This window comes from Streptomyces sp. NPDC003456, from assembly GCF_042878735.1.
In the GTDB taxonomy this organism is placed as follows: Bacteria; Actinomycetota; Actinomycetes; order Streptomycetales; family Streptomycetaceae; genus Streptomyces.
The window spans coordinates 1,082,289-1,087,486 of record NZ_JBIAOK010000004.1 but is presented as its reverse complement, the minus strand read 5'-3'; the positions used below and the strand labels follow the sequence as shown (position 1 = coordinate 1,087,486).

Genomic DNA, 5,198 nt, shown 5'->3' with positions numbered 1-5,198 from the left:
CTTGCGTTTCCGACTCTATCAGATCTTTCCGATCCGATTTCCTCGGTGCTTTCCAGGTTTCCGCTCTCGCGGTTTCCTTTCCGGCGGTTCCGACTTTATCAGAAGTTTCTGAGCCGGATTTCCCGTCCCGGTCGGAGGCGGCCGCTGAGCCTGAGCTGGCTCGGGTGCCCCGTCGGGAAGAGTTGTAAACGTACTGGAGCGGGGCGCCTCGATGCAAATCGAGGCGCCCCGCTCCCAGTTGGTCCGGGTTCAGACCCGACGGGCTGTCAGACCTCCACCACCACGGGCAGGATCATCGGCCGGCGCCGGTAGTTGTCCGAGACCCACTTGCCCAGCGTGCGGCGCACCAGCTGCTGGAGCTGGTGGGGCTCGACCACGCCGTCCTGGGCGGAGCGCTCGAGGACCTCGGTGATCCGGGGGATCACGTCGGCGAACGCGGAGTCCTCGATGCCCGAGCCCCGGGCCTGGACGTGCGGGCCGCCGGTGATCTTCCCGGTCGAGGAGTCGATGACCACGAAGACCGAGATGATGCCCTCGTCGCCGAGGATCTTGCGGTCCTTCAGGGCCGGCTCGCCCACGTCGCCCACGGAGAGGCCGTCGACGTAGACGTATCCCGCCTGGACCTTGCCGGAGATCTTGGCCTTGCCCTCGACGAGGTCGACGGCGACGCCGTCCTCGGCGATGACGATCCGGTCGTGCGGGACGCCGGTCATGGCGCCCAGCTCGGCGTTGGCGCGCAGGTGGCGCCATTCACCGTGCACCGGCATCAGGTTCTTCGGACGGCAGATGTTGTAGAAGTACAGCAGCTCGCCCGCGGAGGCGTGGCCGGAGACGTGGACCTTGGCGTTGCCCTTGTGGACCACGTTGGCGCCCCACCGCGTGAGGCCGTTGATCACGCGGTAGACCGCGTTCTCGTTGCCCGGGATGAGGGACGAGGCCAGGATCACCGTGTCGCCCTGGACGATACGGATCTGGTGGTCGCGGTTGGCCATGCGGGACAGGGCCGCCATCGGCTCGCCCTGGGAGCCGGTGCAGACCAGGACGACCTCGCTGTCCGGGAGGTCGTCGAGGGTCTTGACGTCGACGACCAGGCCCGGCGGGACCTTGAGGTAGCCCAGGTCCCGGGCGATGCCCATGTTGCGGACCATGGAGCGGCCGACGAAGGCGACCCGGCGGCCGTACTCGTGGGCGGCGTCCAGGATCTGCTGGATGCGGTGCACGTGGCTGGCGAAGCTGGCGACGATGATGCGCTTGCGCGCCCCCGCGAAGACCTGGCGCAGGACGTTGGAGATGTCCCGCTCGTGCGGCGTGAAGCCGGGGACCTCGGCGTTCGTCGAGTCCGAGAGGAGGAGGTCGATGCCCTCCTCGCTCAGGCGCGCGAAGGCGTGCAGGTCGGTGAGGCGGTTGTCCAGCGGGAGCTGGTCCATCTTGAAGTCGCCGGTGTGGACGACCATGCCCGCCGGGGTGCGGATGGCGACGGCCAGCGCGTCCGGGATGGAGTGGTTGACCGCGACGAATTCGCAGTCGAACGGGCCGATGCGCTCGCGGTGCCCCTCCGCCACCTCCAGGGTGTACGGGCGGATGCGGTGCTCCTGGAGCTTGGCCTCGATCAGGGCCAGGGTCAGCTTGGAGCCGATCAGCGGGATGTCCGGCTTCTCGCGCAGGAGGAAGGGGACGCCGCCGATGTGGTCCTCGTGACCGTGGGTGAGAACGATGCCCTCGATGTCGTCGAGGCGGTCCCTGATGGACGAGAAGTCCGGCAGGATCAGGTCGATTCCGGGCTGCTCCTCCTCGGGGAAGAGCACTCCGCAGTCGACGATCAGCAGGCGGCCGCCGTACTCGAAGACCGTCATGTTGCGGCCGATCTCGCCGAGACCGCCGAGCGGGGTGACACGCAGGCCGCCTTGGGCGAGCGGCGGGGGCGTGCGGAGTTCGGGATGCGGATGACTCAAAAGACTCTCCTCACCACACGCGCCACGTACCGGTGGGGCACGTGGCGCGCGTGACGTTCGTGCATGAGCAGTTGTCGTGTGGGGTGTGCGGGCACCGGTGGCCCGCGTATTCAGTTGTGAAGCAGGTGCGCGGGGACCGCGCGAAGTCTGGTGTCAGAGCTCTACCCCGCCGGCGGCAAGATCGATCTTGAGCTGCTCGATCTCTTCGGGCGCGCATTCGACCATGGGGGCGCGCAGCGGTCCGGCGGGGAGTCCCTGGAGGGCGAGCGCCGCCTTGGTGGTCATCACGCCCTGGGTGCGGAACATGCCGGTGTACACGGGGAGCAGCTTCTGGTGGATCTCGGTGGCCTTCTGGACGTCGCCCGAGGTGTACGCGTCGACCAGGGCGCGCAGCTCGGGGGTGACCAGGTGGCCGACGACCGAGACGAAGCCGACCGCGCCGACGGAGAGCAGGGGGAGGTTGAGCATGTCGTCGCCGGAGTACCAGGCGAGGCCGGAGCGGGCGATGGCCCAGCTCGCGCGGCCGAGGTCGCCCTTGGCGTCCTTGTTGGCGACGATGCGGGGGTGCTCGGCGAGCCGGACAAGGGTCTCCGTGTTGATGGGGACGCCGCTGCGGCCGGGGATGTCGTAGAGCATGACCGGCAGGCCGGTCGCGTCGGCGACGGCGGTGAAGTGCCGGTAGAGGCCCTCCTGCGGGGGCTTGTTGTAGTACGGCGTCACGACGAGCAGGCCGTGCGCGCCGGTGCGCTCCGCCGCGCGGGCGAGTTCGATGCTGTGGTGGGTGTCGTTGGTGCCGACTCCTGCCACGACGTGGGCGCGGTCGCCGACGGCTTCCAGGACGGCCCGTACGAGGTCCGCTTTCTCCGCGTCGCTGGTGGTCGGGGACTCGCCGGTGGTGCCGTTGATGATCAGGCCGTCGTTGCCTGCGTCCACCAGGTGGGTCGCGAGTCGCTGAGCGCCGTCGAGGTCGAGTGCGCCGTCCGCCGTGAAGGGCGTGACCATGGCGGTGAGGACCCGCCCGAAGGGGGTCTGCGGAGTCGAGGTCGGAGCCATGGGTTACACGCTACTCGTTGCTCAGGACGGGGTCTGCCCGTGGGTCGGCCGACAAGTGCGGACAAAGGGGAGCCCGGCACTGCTTGCTCGGGGGTTCAAGCAGTGCCGGACCCGTTTGATCAGGCTAGATGAACTTCGCGAAATGCCGCAATCGGGACACCTCGCACGGCTGAACCGTACATCTGTACCTGACCGGTGAACCGGGGCGGGTCAGGGCGCCACGCGTCCGTTCGCGTTGAAGGCGGCGTAGGTGAGCGGCATGAGCCGGGCCCACTCGGCCTCCATCTTCTCGCCCACCATCTCGATCTCGCGCTGCGGGAAGGAGGGGACCTTGGCGAGCTCGTGCTGGGTGCGCAGGCCGAGGAAGTGCATCAGCGAGCGGGCGTTGCAGGTGGCGTACATCGAGGAGTACAGGCCGACCGGCAGGACCGCGCGGGCGACCTCGCGGGCGACGCCGGCGGCGAGCATCTCCTGGTAGGCCTCGTAGGCCTGCCGGTAGGAGTCCTCCATGACCCGGCCGACGAGTTCCTGCTGGGCGCGGGTGCCCTCGACGAAGACGTACTTGCCCGGGCGGCCCTCCTGGACCAGCTTGCGGGACTCGTCGGGGACGTAGAAGACCGGCTGGAGCTCGCGGTAGCGGCCGCTCTCCTCGTTGTAGGACCAGCCGACGCGGTGCCGCATGAACTCGCGGAAGACGAAGATCGGGGCGCTGATCAGGAAGGTCATCGAGTTGTGCTCGAAGGGGCTGCCGTGCCGGTCGCGCATCAGGTAGTTGATCAGGCCCTTGGAGCGCTCGGGGTCCTTGTTCAGCTCGTCCAGGGACTGCTCGCCCAGGGTCGAGACACGGGCGGCGAACAGGACGTCCGCGTCGGACGCGGTGTGCTTGACCAGCTCGACGGTGACGTCACTGCGGTAGCTGGGCTTGAGGTCGTCGGCGGGGGTGTCGGTCACGATCGGCAGGGCCTTCCCATCTCGTCATTCGGCGACGCCACTCTACGGCTCGCCGAAATGGGCGCGATCGGTGGCGTGCCGCAATGAAGTCGGTGAAACAGGGCACCTGCGGGGGAGCTCGTTCGTCTCTCCTGACGACAGCTGTCCGTTGTACCCCCGAAGGGAGACACACCCCTGATGTTCGGTCGGCGTGAACCCGTACCGTTTGCCTTCGTCGCCGAGGCCGACAGGTTCCGCAGCAATGTCGCTCCGCCACCGCGCGAGCGGCCGTCGGTGGGTGAGCTGGCCGGGCGCTGGCTGCTGGGCCTGACGATCGTCGCGGGCCTCGTGGGGTCCCTCGTCGTCGGGACGCCCGCGCTCTCGCCCGACCACCCCACCGACCGCCCCCAGCAGTCGCAGGCGTCCGAGCGGCGCTGAGCCACCCCCGCACGGGCGTGACTCCGACTCCATCCGGCCCCTGCCGGTGGTGACCGGGGACACAGATCGGTAGCCTCACCGGGCACAGCCCACGCATGGATCGAGTGAGGACCCGCCGTGCCCCTGCCCTTCCTGACGGCCGACCGCGTTTTCGAGGCCGCGGACGACGTTCCGCTCCCCCACGAGGACCGTGACCACTGGCGGCGGCCGTACCGGCCCGGACCCTGGCGGGTGGGCACGGCGGCGCTGGCGCTGCTGGTCGCCTCGTTCGTGCTGTTCGCTGCGGTCGTCATCGCCGCGACGGCCGAACTCACCTCGGCGCTCGTGGTGTTCGGCATCGCCCTGCTCGTCATCGGCGCGGCCCTGCGGCTGCTGCGCATGGGCGTGTGGGTGAGCGCCCACGGCCTGCGGCACGTCGGGTTCTTCACGACGCGCACGGTGCCCTGGGCGCAGGTCTCCTCCGTGCGTACGGCGCAGCAGCCCGTGCGGTGGCTGGGGCTGCCGCGGACGGTGCAGGGCCAGGCGCTGCTGCTCGCGCGGCAGGGCTCGGCGGCGGACGCCGTGCCGCCGTTGATGAGCACGCACGACGCGGACTTCCTGGGCCGCGCGGAGGCCTTCGACCGGGCGGCGGACGCCGTCGAGGCCTGGGCCGACGAGTACCGGCCGCACTGACGCCCCTCTCGTCATGCCGGCGGGGGCCGGCCCCCCCCCCGCCCGCCCCCCCCCCCCCGCCCCGGGGGCCCCCCCCCCCACCCCCCGCCCCCCGCCGGGGGCGTTGCCGCGGGCACCCCGCCAGCGCGCCGCAAGGGCCTGGGGGCGGGCCGG

Annotated in this window: 5 protein-coding genes; 2 read left to right on the top strand and 3 right to left on the bottom strand. The window is 70.1% G+C overall.

Annotated features, from left to right (window positions below; translation table 11 throughout):
• Positions 1–266: 266 nt before the first annotated feature.
• From ACFYWG_RS21060 to thyX, 3 genes are all read right to left on the bottom strand, one after another.
• Complete coding sequence (locus tag ACFYWG_RS21060; RefSeq protein WP_383511808.1) at positions 267–1,952, bottom strand: ribonuclease J; 1,686 nt, start codon at positions 1,950–1,952, stop codon at positions 267–269.
• A gap of 153 nt (positions 1,953–2,105) precedes the next feature.
• Complete coding sequence (dapA, locus tag ACFYWG_RS21055; protein WP_376332844.1) at positions 2,106–3,005, bottom strand: 4-hydroxy-tetrahydrodipicolinate synthase; 900 nt, start codon at positions 3,003–3,005, stop codon at positions 2,106–2,108.
• Between the two features lie 210 nt (positions 3,006–3,215).
• A complete protein-coding gene (gene thyX, locus ACFYWG_RS21050) occupies positions 3,216–3,956 on the bottom strand; it encodes an FAD-dependent thymidylate synthase (RefSeq protein WP_385420824.1) in 741 nt (246 codons plus the stop codon).
• Positions 3,957–4,133: 177 nt separating this feature from the next.
• Between thyX and ACFYWG_RS21045 the strand changes: the two genes are divergently transcribed.
• Together ACFYWG_RS21045 and ACFYWG_RS21040 are read left to right on the top strand one after the other, a co-directional pair.
• Positions 4,134–4,373: a hypothetical protein gene (locus ACFYWG_RS21045; RefSeq protein WP_389202737.1), complete on the top strand. Its 240-nt coding sequence runs from the start codon at positions 4,134–4,136 to the stop codon at positions 4,371–4,373.
• 117 nt (positions 4,374–4,490) lie between these two features.
• Positions 4,491–5,045 carry a PH domain-containing protein gene (locus ACFYWG_RS21040; protein ID WP_385420820.1) on the top strand — a complete coding sequence of 185 codons (555 nt, stop codon included), beginning with the start codon at positions 4,491–4,493 and terminating at the stop codon, positions 5,043–5,045.
• Positions 5,046–5,198: the final 153 nt, after the last annotated feature.